This window comes from Nocardia sp. NPDC004260, assembly GCF_053603155.1.
In genome coordinates this window covers 60,993-76,917 of sequence record NZ_JBSGEZ010000028.1, presented here as the reverse complement: position 1 = coordinate 76,917, position 15,925 = coordinate 60,993, and the positions used below count along the sequence as shown (strand labels likewise).

Sequence of the window (15,925 nt, the reverse complement as noted above, 5' to 3'; positions counted from 1 at the left end):
CCCTGCCGCCCGGCAGCAAACACCTCGTGCTTACCCCTGCACCGACCCGTCACACCTGCGTCCGCCGACGCGATCAGTCGTGGTCGACCACGGTGTGGACCTGGCCGCTGTCGGCATCGATCGTCACGTCGTGCTCCACGCCCGCCGGGGTGGCGAGCTCCACCTCCCACACCGCGACGCCCCGGTCGGTGTCGAGCTCGATGGACGTGACCCGTCCGCCCGGCACGGCCGCCAGGGCCTTGTCGATGGCCTGCTGCCTGCTGATCCCGGTGTCCGCCACCAGCGACCGGTCCGCCGCGACCGAGCGGAACGCGACGGTGTGATCGTCCGGACCGCCGGTGGCCACCGCGGACAGGACCGCACTCAGACCGACGACGACGGCCGCGACGGCCGTGCCGACGAGCAGCCAGCGAAGACCGGCGTAAGCACGGCGGAATACGGTTGTCATGGGAAACCTCCTGCGCGAGTGATGATCTCGAATGCGTTCACTGTGGCGAATCGAGCTGAAGGCGAGCTGAAGTCACCTGAAGACGGTTTCAGGATCCGTCTGCCACTCTTGGGGGATGCGTCTGCTGATCGTCGAAGACGAGAAACGTCTGGCTCGCACGCTGGCAAAAGGGTTGTCCGCCGAGGGATTCGCCGTGGATGTGGTGCACGACGGCGCCGAGGGCCTGCACCTGGCGACGACAACCGACTACGACTTGATCATCCTCGACATCATGCTGCCCGGCATGAACGGCTACCGCGTCTGCGCCGCGCTGCGCGCCGGCGGCCACGAGACGCCCGTGCTCATGCTCACCGCGAAAGACGGCGAATACGATGAGGCCGAGGGCCTGGACACCGGCGCCGACGACTACCTCAGCAAGCCGTTCTCCTACCTGGTGCTGCTGGCCCGCATCCGTGCGCTGTTGCGCCGCCGGACCCGCGGCGGCGCGCGCGTGCTGCGCGTCGGCGACCTGATCGTGGACCCGGGCGCCCGAACCTGCCGCCGCGGCACGCGGGACGTGACGCTGACCGCCAAGGAGTTCGCGGTGCTCGAGCACCTGGCCGTCCGCGCTGGGGAGGTGGTGTCGAAAGCCGATATCCTGGAACATGTCTGGGATTTCGCCTACGACGGCGACCCGAACATCGTCGAGGTCTACATCAGCACGTTGCGCCGCAAGATCGACGCGCCGTTCGGACGCCGATCGATCACCACCGTTCGCGGCGCGGGCTACCGGCTGACGGCCGATCGTGCCTGAGCGGGCCGGGCGGGCCTGGTGGCGCTCGGTCCGCGTGCGCACCACGGTCGCGGCGACGGTCGTGGTCGCGGTGGCGCTCACCGCGGCCGGGCTCGCGGTGCTGGCCGTGCTGCGGCACAATCTGGTACATAGCGCCCAGATGCGGGCGGAGGCCACCGCGCACGACGTCGCGAACCAGCTCGCGACGGGCACGGACCTCACCCGATTGCGGCTTCCTGACGCCGAAAACGCACCGGTGCAAGTCGTTTCACTCGACCGCCGCGTGCTCGCGGCCGACGACGACCTCGCGGGCAAACCACCCATGGCCGACTTCGCGCCGTACTCCAAGTTGTCCGAGGACGAGGAGGAGGGCGACGACGAACATGAGGACGAGCACGAAGAGAACGGGGACGGCGACGAAATCTTGTCCCACTCTCCGGATGCCACGACGGCCGACGCCGAATTCGGTGACGTACGGCTGACGGTGGACAAGGACGACGGACCGCATCCCTTCCGAGTCGCCGCCCTCGCGGTGACCCTCCGGGGCGGACAGCCCGCCACCGTCTACGCGGGCTCCTCGCTGGAGACCGCCGACAGCGCGGTGGCGGACGCACGGCAAGCGATGCTGATCGGCCTGCCTCCGCTACTCCTGGTGGTAGCCCTGGTGACCTGGCTGGTCACCCGGCGCGCCCTGCGCCCGGTGGAGGCGATCCGCAGGCAGCTCGCCGAGATCATGGACGGCGATCTCTCCCGGCGCGTACCGGAACCGGGCTCCCGCGACGAGATCGGCAGGCTGGCGAGCACCACCAACGCCACGCTCGCCGCGCTGGAGGAGTCCACGGAGCGCCAGCGCCGGTTCATCGCCGACGCCGCACACGAGTTGCGCAGCCCCATCGCGAGCCTGCGCACCCAGCTCGAGGTGGCCCAGGCGCATCCCGACCTGCTGGAACTGGACGGACTGATCGGCGACACCATCCGGCTGGAACATCTGGCGGCCGACCTCTTGCTCCTGGCCCGGCTCGACGCGGGTGAGCAACCGCGTGCGGATCGAGTGGACTTGACCGTCCTGGTTCGCGAGGAGTTGGAGCACCGAGTCCGTGATCGGGTCGCCGTGCGGATCGCGACACCGAAGGAGCCCGTCGCGGTCACCGGAAGCCGTACTCAGCTCGCCCGCGTCCTGGGCAACCTGGTCGACAACGCGCAGCGGCATGCCGCGAACACCGTTGACGTCGCCGTGGACCACGACGCCGACGGGCGGGTGGTGCTGTCGGTCACCGACGACGGACCGGGTGTGCCGCCCGCCGATCGCGACCGGATCTTCCAGCGATTCGTCCGCCTGGACGACGCGCGCAGCCGCGACGAGGGCGGCGCGGGCCTCGGCTTGGCCATCGTCCGCGATGTCGTGGAACGCCACGGAGGCGCCATTCACGTCACCGACGGCGCGCCCGGTGCCCGTTTCGTGGTCACGCTGCCCGCAGCCGGTAGGTGAGCCCGGCAAGTCCGCACCCGCGGAGTGCTTGATCGGCGGCGAGGTCCTGCCGTCGTCATCCCGGGCTTGCCGCGTATCCGGCTGCGATTGCACGATTCCTCCGGCACCGAACTGTCGCTCAACCGGCGAGCGCGCTACGCAGACTTTCGATGACGACCCGACGCGCGGCACGCCCTTCCGGGGTCGGGGTCAGCGGATAGACATGTGGCAGGCCGGGTGCCTCGTGGTAGTCCACCACGACCCCCGCGCCGCGAGCCGCATCGACCAACAGCCGGGTGTCCGGGTACAGGATGTCGTCGGTGCCGCAGAAGACCGTCAGCGGGCCGAGCCCGCGCGGATCGGCAGCCAGTGGACTGACGCGCGGGTCGCCGAGTTCGAGATCGCCCCGCCAGTGCTCGATGAACACCCGCGAGCCCGCGACGCCCAGCCACGGGTCACGCGGCTGCACGACGGCGATCTCCGGGTTGGTCAGCGACAGATCGAGCGCGGGCGTGATCAGCACGGTGCCGGGCAGCCGCACGTCATGGTCGTCGCGTAGCACCACGGCGGACGACAGCGCGATCTGCCCACCGGCGGAATCCCCTGCGAGGCAGACATTTCCATAGGTTTTCCGATTGGCGAGCACGAGCTCCACGAAGCCGGCGACAACCGGCCCGGTCGTCCCGAACGGAATCAGTGGGTAGATCGGAACCGTCACGGCCGCACCGGCTTCCGTGGCGATCGCGGCACAGAGCGCCCAGTGTTGCGGCGCGATCTCGTGCACCCACCCGCCGCCGTGCGCGTACACGACATTCCCCCGGGGCGGGCGTCCGCGCGGAGTGAGGGTGTAGACCGGCCAGCCGCCGCGACGCTCCACCGCTATCGTCACATCCGCGCGCAGCCGGCGCGGCGGACCGTAGTTGCGCGGCCGCACGCTCCGATCGAGAACCCGCTTGCGCGCGGCGTCGGCATCGATGAACACGCGATTGGCCCGCGTCGCCTTCAGGTACCCGCGCACCACCTGGTTGGCCAGACTCGGCATCGCATCTCCTCCACTCCGGCAACCGGCGAACGGCGAGTTCGCCATCACCTCGGAAGGCGATGGTGCCGCAACCCGGGCCGACGGCAGCCGTCGGCCCGAGCCGGAATTCGTGCGATCAGGACAGCTTCAGGCTGCGTCCGATGATCTCTTTCATGATCTCGGTGGTGCCGCCATAGATCGTCTGGATGCGGGCGTCCATGTAGGCCTTGGCGATCGGGTATTCCTTCATGTAGCCGTATCCGCCGTGCAGTTGCAGACAGCGGTTGATCAGGTCGAGCTGCTCCTCGGTGGACCACCACTTCGCCATCGCCGCGTCCTCCGCGGTCAGCTTGCCCTCGTTGAGCAGCTCGATGAACTTGTCGACCATCAGCCGCACCGCGGTGGTCTTGGTGGCCAGTTCGGCGAGCACGAAGCGGGTGTTCTGCAGCGCGCCGATCGGCTTGCCGAACGCCTTGCGGTCGCGGACGTACTGCACGGTCATGTCCAGGCAGGACTCCATCGCCGCCGCGGCCATCACGGCGATCGACAGACGTTCCTGGGGCAGGTTGTGCATGAGGTGGATGAAGCCCATCCCCTCGGTGCCGAGCAGGTTCTTGCCGGGCACGCGCACGTCGGTGAAGCTCAGCTCGGCGGTGTCCTGGGCCTTGAGGCCGAGCTTGTCCAGGTTGCGGCCGCGCTCGAAGCCGGGCATGCCGCGCTCGACCACGAACAGGCTGAAGCCCATGGCTCCCTTCTCGGGGTCGGTCTGCGCCACCACGATCACGATGTCGGAGTTGATGCCGTTGGTGATGAAGGTCTTGGCGCCGTTGAGGATCCAGTCGTCCCCGTCCCGCACCGCGCGGGTCTTGATGCCCTGCAGATCCGAACCGGTACCCGGTTCGGTCATCGCGATCGCGGTGATGATCTCGCCCGCGCAGAAGCCGGGCAACCAGCGCTGCTTCTGCTCCTCGGTGGCCAGCTCGAGCAGATAAGGCGCGATCACATCGTTGTGCAGCGAGAAGCCGAGGCCGGAGTACTGGCCGCGCACCGACTCCTCCGAGACGATGGCGTTGTAGCGGAAGTCCTTCACCCCGCCGCCGCCGTACTGCTCCGGCATGGCCATGCCGAGGAAGCCCTGCTTGCCCGCCTCGAGCCAGACCGCCCGGTCGACGATGCCCTGCTCCTCCCACTTCGCGTGATTCGGCGCGACGTGCTGATCGAGAAACTTGCGGAACGACTCCCGGAACAGTTCGTGCTCGGGTTCGAACAGTGTGCGTTCCACGCCAACCTCCTAGTGACCACACCGGCCGGTCCACACCGACCAGTCGTTGCCCCATACCGTACCCGGAGCGAGAATCTCTGTTCACTTCTGGGGCCGGAACCATGGTCTCACCAGGAGCGGCGGATCGGGTCGAGATCAGCGGACGAGATTCCCGGCAAACGCTCGACGGCTGGAGGTGATCCGGGGCGACCACCGGCGGGCATAGCTGACGAAGACCGACGATTCGCGGGTGAGACAATCGGCCGGGCCGCCGGCAGCGGGCATTTCCGGCGGCCTTCGAGCAGGCAGCCGCCCGGGCTCGATACCCGATCGGCGCGCTCGCCAGTCGTCGATCGATGATGACGATCGGGTCGACCACGGACAACCGAAGAACAACACCGACAGGCGCGTGACGCCGCTCGCGGACATGACCGTCGGCCGGATCCCCGGTATGTCCTACCCACGCCCGGACGCCAGAATTCGCCGTCACCGATCTGTCCTACGTCTCGGTCCGCCGGAGTTGCGCCACTCCCCCTGGCGCAGGATCGTCGCCCGAGCGCCGACGCGACAGCGATGCGTCCGGCCAGCCCCATGCGGTGGGAGGCGTCGACCGAGCGCGGAAAAGATCGAGCCCCACTCGCCGACGGCAGCAACCGGCGCTACGCGCACCGCTCCAGCCGTTCGCAGGCCGACGCTATCGGAAATCGCCCCTCGCGGCGAGCGCCGGAGCCCTCAGCGCGTCAGCCAGCCCCGCAAACGGCCCACCAAAGTGCGCCCTTCGTCGCGCGCCCGTTCGGCGAAGAGGAAGTTCATCTCCTCCTCCAGCGCTTTGCGCACCACGTCGCGGAATTCCGTGGCGGCGGCGTGCATGTCGCCCGCGTCGCGCCAGGGCGCCGGGTCGATGGGGGCGCCCGCGGAGAAATAGAAGCGCTCCGGACGCGGGATGACGGTGGGACCGACCCCGCGGATGAGTGGCGGGGTGAGGTCGCGGCTGAGCCCGAGCGCTTCCACGGTCCAGCGCAGGGGGCGCAGGATCGGATGGTCGCCGTCGACCAGGATGTCGTAGGCGTCGTCGACGCCGATCATCGCGACCGGGACGATGGGCGCGCCCGCCTCGATCGCCATGCGCGCGAAACCGCTGCGCCCCTCCCACTTCAGCAGGTACTTCTCGTTCTTGCGGCGGACCGCCTCCCGGCCACCGCCAGGGAACACCATCACGGCCTCGCCGCGCCGGAGCAGGGCCAGGCAGTTGGACCGAGTGCCGCGCACCGCGCCGTAGTGGTGCAGCAGGTGCCGGACACCTGGAACGTTGATCAGCACGTTCTCGGCGAGACCGCGGATCAAGCGGCCGCGGCGGCGCAGCACCTCGGGCAGCAGCATGGGGGCGTCGATGCCGCCCAGCAGGTTGTGGTTACCGACCAGCAGCACCGGGCCGTCGGCCGGGATGTTCTCCAAGCCGTAGAAGCGCGGGCTGGTCCACGCGCGCAGCGGCGCGAGCAGGGTGTCGATCACCCGCAGATCGGTGCCGGTCAGCGAAACCGATAGCGGCGCACCGTCGCTGAGCGCCGTATCGGCGCTGTTCGCGGCGCCGGAGCGCCGGGTGCGGGAATCGGAGCGGGCGTCCGACATGAACCCTCCTGGTGTCGATTCGATGACGATAGCGCAACGAAATCGACTGCGTCGCACCGGATGTGCGCGCCGCATCGGATACGCCCGATCCGGTCGATCGACCAGCTCGTTTGCCGTCCCGGCAAGCCCATCGCGAACTCGCACTTCAGAGGCGGTCCCCGCGCACGGATACGCCGCGAACCTGCGCGCGGAAAGACAGAGTCACATCTCAGGAAGTGAGATGCTCGACCTAATCCTGCGTACCGGCTGTGCCCGCGTGCGCGTACTCCGACAAGGCGGCGGCGAGAGCATGCGGGACACGCGCGCGGACGCGGGTTCCGCCCTCTTCGTGATCCGAACCGAGGATGCGGCCATCGGCGTGGATGCGGGCGAGCAGGTCACCGCGCGTGTACGGCAGCAGCACGCTGATCTCCACGTCCAAGTCCCCGAGCAGCTCGGCGAGCCGCTCGCGCAGCCCATCGATCCCGCGGCCGCTGCGCGCCGACACGAACGACGCGTCGGGCAGCAGCGCACGCAGGTTGGTGAGCTCGGTCGGCCCCATCGCGTCGGTCTTGTTCACCACCAGCAGTTCGGGCGGGGCTGGCGTACCGGATTCCTTGATCACGTCCGTGATCACCTCGCGGACGGCCTTGATCTGCTCGGCGGGCAGCGCGTCGGAGCCGTCCACCACGTGCACCAGCAGGTCGGCGCCGGTCACCTCCTCCAAGGTGGAGCGGAAGGCCTCGACCAGCTGGGTCGGCAGGTGCCGCACGAAGCCGACGGTGTCGGTGAAGACGACCTCGCGCCCGTCGTCCAGCTCGGCCCGGCGGGTGGTCGGATCGAGGGTGGCGAACAGGGCGTCCTGGACCAGCACGCCGGAGCCGGTGAGCTTGTTCATCAGGCTCGACTTGCCGGCGTTGGTGTAGCCGACGATCGCGACGGACGGGATGCCACTGGACGTGCGGCGCGACCGCATGGTGTCGCGCGCGGTCTTCATCTCGCGGATCTCCCGGCGCAGTTTGGCCATGCGCTCACGGATGCGACGACGATCGGTCTCGATCTTGGTCTCACCGGGACCGCGCAGACCCACGCCGCCGTTGCTACCGGCGCGGCCACCGGCCTGCCGGGACATCGACTCACCCCAGCCGCGCAGCCGGGGCAGCATGTACTCCATCTGGGCCAGCGAGACCTGCGCCTTGCCCTCCCGGGAGGTGGCGTGCTGAGCGAAGATGTCCAGAATCAACGCGGTCCGGTCGACCACCTTGACCTTGACCACCTTCTCCAGGGCGGTCAGCTGAGCGGGGGTCAGCTCACCGTCACAGATGACGGTGTCCGCGCCGGTGTCCAGCACCACGGAGCGCAGCTCGTCGGCCTTGCCGGAGCCGATGTAGGTGGCCGGATCCGGCCGGTCGCGGCGCTGGATCAACGCTTCCAGCACCTCGGAGCCCGCGGTCTCGGCGAGCGCGGCAAGCTCGGCCATGCTGGCCTCGGCCTGCGTGGCGGTCCCAGTGGTCCAGACCCCGACCAGCACGACGCGCTCCAGGCGCAGCTGCCGGTACTCGACCTCGGTGATGTCGGTGAGCTCGGTGGACAGGCCCGCCACACGGCGCAGCGAACTGCGGTCCTCCAACTGCAGTTCACCGGTGGTCGGATCGGCCGACCAACCCGATCGCCGCATCCGCGCCCTGTGCTCGGCGACGACGTCGCCGAGCACCGCGTCTTCGCCGGTCACCGCGTCGTCGGCCGCATCGGCGGCGCGATCGTTCGCGTCCGCCGGAGTGAATTCATACGTCTCTGACTTCCTCATACATCTTCCATGCTGCCACGACATCACCGCAGCACGCATCCGGTTATCGGGGGCGATGCCGCTATCGACCGTCCCACCAGTCCCCGGCGAGGCGACCCGAGGCCAGCAGTACCGACGGCCCGCGCAGCCATGCCGAGCCGCGCTCGAGCCCGACGGTCAGTTCGCCGCCGGGCACCCGGACCGTCACCTGACCGGAGTCGGCGCCGATCCGGAAGCCGTCGGCGGCCAGCGCCGCGGCGGCCGCGGCGACGGTTCCCGTTCCGCAGGAACGGGTTTCGCCCACACCGCGCTCGTAGACCCGCATGTCGACCGACCTCGCGGCGTCCAGCGCCGTGACGATCTCGACGTTCACCCCGTGTGGGAACAGGTCCGGATCGAAGCCGGGCGGCACCGTCAGGTCGAGCTTGCCGAGCGCGTCCACGGACATGCCGGGATCGACGCAGGCCAGATGCGGATTGCCGACATCGATGCCGATCCCGGGCAGCGCCCAGCCCGCGATGGTCGCGGTGGACGGGCCGAGTTCGCGCACCCGGCCCATGCCGACGGTGACGTCCCCGGTGACCGAGTTCCCGGCATGCACGGTGACCGGGCGCGCCCCGGCGCGGCTGCCGACGACGAAGCTGTCGCGGGTCTCCAGTCCCGCCGCGTGCAGGTAATGCGCGAACACGCGCACGCCGTTGCCGCACATCTCCGCGATCGAGCCGTCGGCGTTGCGGTAGTCCATGAACCAGTCGTCGGCGCCCACGTCCTCCGGAAGCGCCGCCAGCACACCGGCGGCCTGCAACGCACCGGCCCGCGCGACCCGCAGCACGCCGTCCGCGCCGAGCCCGCGCCTGCGATCACACAGCGCGCCGACCTGCTCTGCCGTCAGCGCGAGGCATGCCTGCGGGTCGGGCAGCACCACGAAATCGTTCTGGGTGCCGTGGCCCTTGGTGAACTCGATGTCCGGCACGTGCGATGTCTCCCTGTCTCGTCGTCATTTGGCAAACGTCCGGCGCTGCCGGGAAATTTCGTACAGCGCCACCGCGGCCGCCGAGGGCGCCCCCAGCGAGCTGGCCGTCCCACCCATCGGGATGTGCACCATGTCGTCGCAGGCCGCCTCCCACGCGGCGCTCATACCGCTGGTCTCGTTGCCGATGACGAGGATGGTCGCGTCGGTGAAGTCGTAGTCGTAGGCGGCGTGGCTGCCGTGCTCGTCGGTGCCCACGATGCGGGTCGGAATGCCGCGGCGGATCTGCCGGTTGCGGAACTCCAGCACCTGCGCGGGCCCGGCGGCGCGGATCACCGGCACGGCGAACAGCGAACCGGTCGAGGCGCGCACCGCCTGCGGGTCGAACTGGTCGGCGCCGTGTCCGGTGACGATGACCCCGCTGGCGCCGAACGCGTCGGCCGAGCGGATCAGCGTGCCCAGGTTGCCCGGCGAGTTGGGCCGGTCGAACACCACGACCACCGGCGCGTCCTCCCCCGGCTCACCCGGCTCGAAGGCCTCCAGTTCGGGCTGCCGCGACTCCGCGACCGCCACCAGTTCCGGTATCCCGGCGGCCTTTTCGCCGAGTTCGGCCATCAGCTCGGGCACCAGGCCGACCTGGGGCACACCGCTGGTATCCAGCACTTCGCGCGCCCAGCTGGACAGCTCGGGGCCGCCGAGCCGGTACAGCAGCGTCTCCAGCGGCCAGTCGTTGGCCATGGCCTGCGTGATCGGACGCACGCCCTGCACCAGGAAGCGGCCGTCGCGATGACGCTTGGTGCGGTTGTTGAGGTAGGCCTGCCACACCTGGACGGAGGCGTTGCGCGTGCTCACACGTCGGGTCACTGCGGAGTCCGTTCTTTCTCGTCGAGCAGGGCCAGCGCCGTCGCGGCCGGATCAGGGGCGGCGCCGTCCACCCACCGCACCCGGGGATCGCGCCGGAACCAGGAGCGTTGCCTGCGCACGTAGCGTCGCGTGCCGATCAGGGTGCGTTCCTGAGCGTGGTTCAGGTCGTATTCGTTGTCCAAATAGGCCAGGACTTGTGCGTAGCCGATGGCCCGCCGGGCCGTGACGCCCTCGCGCAGGCCGCACTCGATCAGGCCGCGTACCTCCTCGACCAGCCCGCCTTCGAACATCGCTGCGGTGCGCCGCTCGATGCGCGCGTCCAAGGCCGCGGTCTCGCGGTCGACGCCGATGACGACAGTGCCCCAGCGCGGCTGCCCGATGGTCGGCGCCGAGGCGGCGAACGGCTGTCCGGTGAGTTCCACGACCTCGAGCGCACGCACGATACGGCGCCCGTCGGTGGGCAGGATGGTGGCGGCGGCCACCGGATCGGCCGCGCGCAGCGCCGCGTGTACGGCCGCGACGCCCTGCTCGGCGAGCACCGCCTCCCAGCGCGCCCGCACGGCCGGATCGGTGGCCGGGAACTCCCATTGGTCCAACAGCGCCTGGACGTACATCATCGAGCCGCCCACGATCACGGGCACCCGGCCGCGCCCCATGATCGCGACGACGTCCGCGCTCGCCGCCGCCTGATACGCGGCCACGGACGCGGTGTCGGTCACGTCGAGCACGTCGAGCTGGTGGTGCGGGATGCCCCGGCGCTGCGCGACCGGCAGCTTCGCGGTGCCGATGTCCATGCCGCGGTACAGCTGCATGGCGTCGATGTTCACGATCTCGCCGCCGAGTTGTTCGGCCAGGTCGAGAGCCAGATCGGATTTGCCGCTGGCGGTGGGGCCGACGACCGCGATCGGAGTGATGCCGGAATCCGTCACGGCGCGTCGTCTCCCGCGGGCCGCCAGAGGCTCACGTGGTAGCCGACTCCGAACGGGGCGTCGCGGTAGCGCGTCTCGACCAGCGGATCGGCGCGGAACAGCCCTGCCAGCACCTGATAGGCCGGGCGGCCCGTCACGCCCAGTTCGGCACACAGTCCGGGGTCGAGTGCCCGCAACGCGGCGCGATCACCCGTGCTCAGCGCTTCGTCCAGCCGGTCCTGCACCGGACGGGCCCGTTCGTCGAGGTAGCCGGGGGCCTTGACCGACAGCGTCGCCGCGCCGTCGGCGACGACCAGCACACCGCGCGGCTCGCCGTCGCTGTCCAGCTCGGCACGCAGCTTCGTCCCGGTCTCCCGGCAATGCTCAGGGGGCGCGGCCGCGGCGACGACACTCGCCTCGGCGACCGCGTCGGGGGCGACCTGCCCGCGTAACCACCCGCCGATCAGTACGGCCAGCGGCAACCCGGCATCGGCGGGCCGCGCTCCGGCGACCGCGGCACTCGAGAGGCCGGCCCGCACGTCGACGCCGAAGCCGCGGAACGTGCCGACGGTCTCCGGACCGAACGTGCGGTCACCCGCATCGACGCCGATCACCGTCCAGTGGCCTGTCAGGGCCGCGAAGGCGCGCACGGTGTCGAACACGGCCGACCGCAGCACCGCGCGCGGATCCGAATCCCCTGCTCCCGCCGTGTCCGCCGCACCACCGCACAACTCGGGGACCAGCACGGGCGGCGACGGAACAAGGGCGGCGACGGAGAACACGTCGTAACCGTAGTCGTTGCGGGGACCACCGGTACCGCCCGGCTTCGAGTGTCTCTGCCGGAAATACCGCCGGGATTGATAGTGTTCGAGGAGCTACAACCCAGGTCATCAGGGGTTGGAATCCGCGGGATTCCTCCGTGGGAAGGCATGGATCGATGGTCACAAGGGCTCGGACCGGGTTGAATGGAATGAGCTAGGGCGTAACCAGGCAGCCGTGACGCGCGGCAGGGACGAGGAAAAATGACCGACAGCAACGGAACCGCGAAAGCCGGCCCCGGCAAGATGCCCCGTTCTTCCGGTGCTCCGAAACCGGGCCGCTCGATTCAACCGCCCAAACCGCACGCGGTCAAACCCGCCCCGGGCCCGGCCCAGCAGCATCCCCATCCCGTCGTCGTGCCCACCGTCTCCGATCCGAGCCTGTGGGGCCGGGTCGACGAAGACGGCACCGCCTGGGTGAAGACCGCCGAAGGCGAACGCCAGATCGGCTCGTGGCAGGCCGGTGACGCCGCGGAGGGCCTGGCCCACTTCGGCCGCCGGTTCGACGATCTGGCCACCGAGGTCGCGCTGCTGGAGGCCAGGTTGGCCGCGGGCGCGGACGCGCGCAAGACCAAGGCCGCCGCCGTCACGCTGGCCGAGTCGCTGCCGACCGCCGCCGTCATCGGCGACATCGAGGGCCTGGCCCGGCGCCTGCAGGCCATCGCCGAGCACTCCGAAGAGGCCGCCGCGCACGCCAAGGAAGAGAAGGAACGCGCCAGGCACGAGCACACCGAACGCAAGGAGGCGCTGGCCGCCGAGGCGGAGAAGATCGCCGCCGAGTCCACCCAGTGGAAGGCCGCGGGCGATCGGTTGCGCGAGATCCTCGACGAGTGGAAGTCCATCCGGGGCGTGGACCGCAAGGTCGACGACGCGCTGTGGAAGCGCTACTCCAAGGCGCGTGAGGCGTTCAACCGCCGCCGCGGCGCGCACTTCGCCGAGCTGGATCGCGAGCGCGCCGCCGCGAAGGCGCGCAAGGAAGAACTGTGCGTGCAGGCCGAGGAACTGTCCGGCTCCACAGAGTGGGTGGCCACCGCGGGCATCTTCCGCGATCTGCTCACCGAGTGGAAAGCCGCCGGTCGCGCGCCGCGCGAGGCCGACGAGGCGCTGTGGCGGCGCTTCAAGAGCGCGCAGGACGTCTTCTTCGCCGCGCGCAACGCAGCGGTCTCCGAGCGCGACGCCGAGTTCGAGCACAACGCGGCCGCCAAAGAGGAACTGCTGAACGACTACGCCTACATCGATCCGTCCGCCGACCTGGAAGCGGCCCGCGGCGCGCTGCGCGAACTCCAGGACAAGTGGGACGCCATCGGCAAGGTTCCGCGCGAGCGCATGCAGGAACTGGAAGGCAAGCTGCGGGCTATCGAGAAGCGTGTGCGCGACGCCGTCGACGCGCAGTGGCGGCGCACCGACCCCGAGGCGATGGCCCGCGCCGCCCAGTTCCGCGAGCGCGTGGCGCAGTTCGAGGAGCAGGCCGCGAAGGCGCAGGCCGCGGGCAAGGCTCGCGACGCGGAGAAGGCGCTGGAACAGGCCAAGCAGTGGCGAGAGTGGGCCGAGGCCGCCGAGGGCGCCGTCAGCAACCGCTGAATATCGGCCCGATCGAATCGAACAGCGGCCCCTCCCGGCTGGGACGGGCCGCTGTCGTGCGGAAAGAGCCGGTCAGGAATCACCCATGAGCCGACGACGGTCGCGTTCCTCCGCCGCCGCGGCGGCGTTGCGGCGCTGCTCCTCGGCGGCCAAATGCAGCGCGGTGCGGCTCCACACCACCCGGATCCAGTGGAAGGTGAGCACGACGGTCACGATCGCGCCGAGGATCAGGCCGATGCCGGGGCCCGCGCCGACATAGTTGCCGAGCCCGGGCGTCTGGCGGTGCCAGATGGACAGCACGCCGAACACGCCCGCCACGGCACTGCCCGCGACCGCGACCCAAGCCAGCACCCAGCGACGGGTCATCAGCGCCAGCATCGAGAAGCCGATACCGAACACCACGACGAACCACACGAAGATCCGCGAGGGCAGCCCGATGTGCTCGGCCCGCGCGACGTCGGTGTTCAGCAGCACGTCGAAGCCGCGTGCCGCGCCGGCGTGCGGCAGCACCAGCGAGGCCAGCAGCAGGAACACCGCGCCCGCCACGACCATCGCGCGGACGCCGGGATCGATCTCACCGGCGATCTTGCGCTCGACCGCGTCGAGATCGTCGCGGAACTGTTCGAAATCGGCGGTGCTCTCGACCGAGCTCACGGAATCCTCGTTTCGTTCGTCTGCGTCGGGGCTCGCGGGCTCGCGCCCCTGGTCGGCCGCGGACGCGCCGCGCTGGTCGTCGCCGGACGCGGGGACAGCTCCATCGGCGCCACGGGTGGCGTCGTCGTTGTCCTGCGGGCTCGTGGTCATGCGTCGCAGCCGGTCGAGCAGCTCGCGGCCGCGGGTTCCGGGGCGGGTGCGCCGATGCGAGGCAGTCCGAGTCCGACGCCGATCGGCGCGGTCTTCGGGGTGACACCGCGCTCGTGCGCGTCACCGGCGCGGGTACGGCGGTGGGTCTTGATCGCGGCATCGGCGACCAAGTGATGCGGCGCCGCGGCGGTGATGTCCACCGTGATCAGATCGCCGGGGCGGATCGGCTCGGCCGTGCCGCCCGGGCGGAAGTGCACCAGCCTGCCGTCGCGGGCGCGGCCGCTCATGCGCGCGGTGGCGGCGTTCTTCTTGCCCGCGCCCTCGGCTACCAGCAATTCCACCTCGGTGCCGACCAGCTCTCGATTGGCCGCCAAGGAGATCTCCTCCTGCAACGCGATGAGCCGGTCGTAGCGCTCCTGGACCACGGCCTTGGGCAGCTGATCGGGCATGTCGGCGGCGGGCGTACCGGGCCGCTTGGAGTACTGGAAGGTGAACGCGCTGGTGAAACGCGCCTGCCGGACCACGTCCAGGGTCTCCTGGAAATCCTCCTCGGTCTCGCCGGGGAAGCCGACGATGATGTCGGTGGTGATCGCGGCGTGCGGCATCGCGGCGCGCACCTTGTCGATGATGCCGAGGTAGCGCGCCTTGCGGTAGGAGCGGCGCATCGCCTTGAGCACCCGGTCCGAACCCGACTGCAGCGGCATGTGCAGCTGCGGGCAGATGTTCGGGGTCTCGGCCATGGCCTCGATCACGTCGTCGGTGAACTCCGCCGGGTGCGGCGAGGTGAACCGGACCCGCTCCAAGCCGTCGATGTGCCCGCACGCGCGCAGCAGCTTGGCGAACGCGCCGCGGTCGCGTGGTTCGTCGGGGTCGGCGAACGAGGCGCCGTAGGAGTTCACGTTCTGGCCGAGCAGCGTCACCTCGAGCACGCCCTGCTCCACCAGCGCCCCCACCTCGGCGAGCACGTCACCGGGGCGGCGGTCGACCTCCTTGCCGCGCAGCGACGGCACGATGCAGAAGGTGCAGGTGTTGTTGCAGCCGACCGAGATGGAAACCCAGCCCGCGTAGGCGGATTCGCGCTTGGCGGGCAGGGTGGACGGGAACGCCTCCAGCGACTCCAGGATCTCCACCTGGGCTTCCCTGTTGTGCCGCGCCCGCTCCAGCAGCACCGGCAGCGAACCGATGTTGTGGGTGCCGAAGACCACATCCACCCACGGCGCCTTGCGCACCACGACGTCGCGGTCCTTCTGCGCCAGGCAGCCACCCACGGCGATCTGCATGCCCGGATGGCCCGCCTTGATCGGCGCGAGGTGCCCGAGCGTGCCGTAGAGCTTGTTGTCGGCGTTCTCGCGCACCGCACAGGTGTTGAAGACGACGAGGTCGGCCGTCGCGCCGGGCGCGGCCTTCACGTAGCCCGCGTCCTCCAGCAAACCCGACAAGCGTTCGGAATCGTGCACGTTCATCTGGCAACCGAAGGTGCGGACCTCGTAACTGCGTGCTGTGCCCTCGGCGGGCGCGGGAGACAACACTGCCTGTCCGATCGAATCCACCCGTCCAGGGTACGGGGCGGCCTCCGGTGGCTTTCGCGGGCATCGACGCAGGCTCGGGGCGGTCCA

General features: G+C 70.1%; 14 protein-coding genes. 3 read left to right on the top strand and 11 right to left on the bottom strand.

Annotation, left to right across the window (positions count from 1 at the left end; translation table 11 throughout):
- Positions 1–73 precede the first annotated feature (73 nt).
- Positions 74–448 (bottom strand): PepSY domain-containing protein, encoded by a 375-nt coding sequence (locus ACWEO7_RS18355; protein WP_452424679.1) that lies wholly within the window; start codon positions 446–448, stop codon positions 74–76.
- Between the two features lie 115 nt (positions 449–563).
- On the opposite strand from ACWEO7_RS18355, the gene ACWEO7_RS18350 reads away from it, so the two are divergent.
- Positions 564–1,241, top strand: a complete 678-nt coding sequence (locus tag ACWEO7_RS18350) for a response regulator (RefSeq protein ID WP_452424677.1) — start codon at positions 564–566, stop codon at positions 1,239–1,241.
- Positions 1,234–2,709 (top strand): sensor histidine kinase, encoded by a 1,476-nt coding sequence (locus ACWEO7_RS18345; RefSeq protein WP_452424675.1) that lies wholly within the window; start codon positions 1,234–1,236, stop codon positions 2,707–2,709. Before ACWEO7_RS18350 ends, ACWEO7_RS18345 begins: the two co-directional genes overlap by 8 nt.
- 118 nt (positions 2,710–2,827) lie before the next feature.
- On the opposite strand, the gene ACWEO7_RS18340 is transcribed toward ACWEO7_RS18345, so the two are convergent.
- From ACWEO7_RS18340 to ACWEO7_RS18305, 8 genes are all read right to left on the bottom strand, one after another.
- Complete coding sequence (locus ACWEO7_RS18340) at positions 2,828–3,730, bottom strand: alpha/beta hydrolase fold domain-containing protein (RefSeq protein ID WP_452424673.1); 903 nt, start codon at positions 3,728–3,730, stop codon at positions 2,828–2,830.
- A gap of 115 nt (positions 3,731–3,845) precedes the next feature.
- The gene (locus ACWEO7_RS18335; RefSeq protein ID WP_452424672.1) at positions 3,846–4,991 is read right to left on the bottom strand and encodes an acyl-CoA dehydrogenase family protein; all 1,146 of its coding nucleotides are present in this window, start codon (positions 4,989–4,991) and stop codon (positions 3,846–3,848) included.
- 711 nt (positions 4,992–5,702) lie between these two features.
- Positions 5,703–6,599 (bottom strand): lysophospholipid acyltransferase family protein, encoded by an 897-nt coding sequence (locus ACWEO7_RS18330; protein WP_452424670.1) that lies wholly within the window; start codon positions 6,597–6,599, stop codon positions 5,703–5,705.
- A gap of 229 nt (positions 6,600–6,828) precedes the next feature.
- Positions 6,829–8,256 (bottom strand): GTPase HflX, encoded by a 1,428-nt coding sequence (hflX, locus tag ACWEO7_RS18325; RefSeq protein ID WP_452424701.1) that lies wholly within the window; start codon positions 8,254–8,256, stop codon positions 6,829–6,831.
- A 190-nt stretch (positions 8,257–8,446) separates the two neighbouring features.
- On the bottom strand, positions 8,447–9,328 hold the full coding sequence (dapF, locus tag ACWEO7_RS18320) for a diaminopimelate epimerase (RefSeq protein WP_452424699.1): 882 nt from the start codon (positions 9,326–9,328) through the stop codon (positions 8,447–8,449).
- Positions 9,329–9,361: 33 nt separating this feature from the next.
- Entirely contained in the window at positions 9,362–10,198 is an 837-nt protein-coding gene (locus tag ACWEO7_RS18315) for a TrmH family RNA methyltransferase (RefSeq protein WP_452424668.1), read from the bottom strand.
- Positions 10,195–11,127, bottom strand: coding sequence for a tRNA (adenosine(37)-N6)-dimethylallyltransferase MiaA (gene miaA, locus ACWEO7_RS18310; RefSeq protein WP_452424667.1), 933 nt, complete (start codon positions 11,125–11,127; stop codon positions 10,195–10,197). Before miaA ends, ACWEO7_RS18315 begins: the two co-directional genes overlap by 4 nt.
- Entirely contained in the window at positions 11,124–11,888 is a 765-nt protein-coding gene (locus ACWEO7_RS18305; RefSeq protein WP_452424665.1) for a hypothetical protein, read from the bottom strand. The genes miaA and ACWEO7_RS18305 overlap by 4 nt, the downstream gene beginning before the upstream one ends.
- Positions 11,889–12,128: 240 nt before the next feature.
- Here ACWEO7_RS18305 and ACWEO7_RS18300 point away from each other — a divergent pair, with 240 nt between their 5' ends.
- Positions 12,129–13,505 carry a DUF349 domain-containing protein gene (locus ACWEO7_RS18300; RefSeq protein ID WP_450016569.1) on the top strand — a complete coding sequence of 459 codons (1,377 nt, stop codon included), beginning with the start codon at positions 12,129–12,131 and terminating at the stop codon, positions 13,503–13,505.
- Between the two features lie 72 nt (positions 13,506–13,577).
- Here ACWEO7_RS18300 and ACWEO7_RS18295 read toward each other — a convergent pair whose 3' ends face one another.
- Complete coding sequence (locus ACWEO7_RS18295) at positions 13,578–14,309, bottom strand: Rv2732c family membrane protein (protein WP_452424663.1); 732 nt, start codon at positions 14,307–14,309, stop codon at positions 13,578–13,580.
- Positions 14,306–15,859 carry a tRNA (N6-isopentenyl adenosine(37)-C2)-methylthiotransferase MiaB gene (gene miaB / locus ACWEO7_RS18290; RefSeq protein WP_452424661.1) on the bottom strand — a complete coding sequence of 518 codons (1,554 nt, stop codon included), beginning with the start codon at positions 15,857–15,859 and terminating at the stop codon, positions 14,306–14,308. The genes ACWEO7_RS18295 and miaB overlap by 4 nt, the downstream gene beginning before the upstream one ends.
- Positions 15,860–15,925 lie beyond the last annotated feature (66 nt).

Coding starts and splice junctions, on each gene's coding strand:
- ACWEO7_RS18295 (WP_452424663.1), bottom strand. CDS start 14,309: ATGACCACGAGCCCGCAGGACAACGACGACGCCACCCGTGGCGCCGAT.
- ACWEO7_RS18340 (WP_452424673.1), bottom strand. CDS start 3,730: ATGCCGAGTCTGGCCAACCAGGTGGTGCGCGGGTACCTGAAGGCGACG.
- ACWEO7_RS18330 (WP_452424670.1), bottom strand. CDS start 6,599: ATGTCGGACGCCCGCTCCGATTCCCGCACCCGGCGCTCCGGCGCCGCG.
- ACWEO7_RS18350 (WP_452424677.1), top strand. CDS start 564: ATGCGTCTGCTGATCGTCGAAGACGAGAAACGTCTGGCTCGCACGCTG.
- ACWEO7_RS18300 (WP_450016569.1), top strand. CDS start 12,129: ATGACCGACAGCAACGGAACCGCGAAAGCCGGCCCCGGCAAGATGCCC.
- ACWEO7_RS18355 (WP_452424679.1), bottom strand. CDS start 448: ATGACAACCGTATTCCGCCGTGCTTACGCCGGTCTTCGCTGGCTGCTC.
- hflX (WP_452424701.1), bottom strand. CDS start 8,256: ATGCGGCGATCGGGTTGGTCGGCCGATCCGACCACCGGTGAACTGCAG.